The organism is Flavonifractor sp. HCP28S3_F3, assembly GCF_052065355.1.
In the GTDB taxonomy this organism is placed as follows: domain Bacteria; phylum Bacillota; class Clostridia; order Oscillospirales; family Oscillospiraceae; genus Flavonifractor.
Map to the genome: position 1 here is coordinate 1 of NZ_JBQHUF010000044.1, position 481 is coordinate 481.

Genomic DNA, 481 nt, shown 5'->3' on the forward strand with positions numbered 1-481 from the left:
TGTCTGTCCGAACAATTTCCCCTTTGGATGGAATACGCATCTCTGTGATTTTCAGCTTTTCTCTCCCGGCCAGGGCCACCGTATCCCGCAGGCGCAGCGTTCCGCTGTATAGCCGTAGATAGACACGCCGCTGGCCGCAATCTGTATACTCCACCTTGAAAACGCTGCCGCATAGGGCGGCGCTCCCCTGTTCCCCAATCGGTTGGAACAGCCCTGTCACCGCATCCATCAACGGTTGAATGCCAAGGCCCTTTTTGGCGCTGCCATAATAGACCGGGAACAGGGAGGCGTCTTGAACCCGCCGCTGTTCCTCCCGCACAAGTTTTTCCCGGCTGATTGGTTCTCCTGCGATATACTTTTCCAATAATTTATCGTTATTTTCGATGACCGCATCCCATGCTTCTATGTCGGTATTTTCCTCCAGGACTATTTCCGGGGACAGCGACACCGTCTGCTTGATGATAATATCGGCGGAGAGCTT

The 481-nt window shown here is 53.6% G+C and carries 1 pseudogene; it reads right to left on the reverse strand.

Features of this window, described 5'->3' with window-relative positions:
* Positions 1-481 (reverse strand): annotated as a pseudogene (locus ACTNB1_RS14880) (tetracycline resistance ribosomal protection protein); the annotation flags it as partial.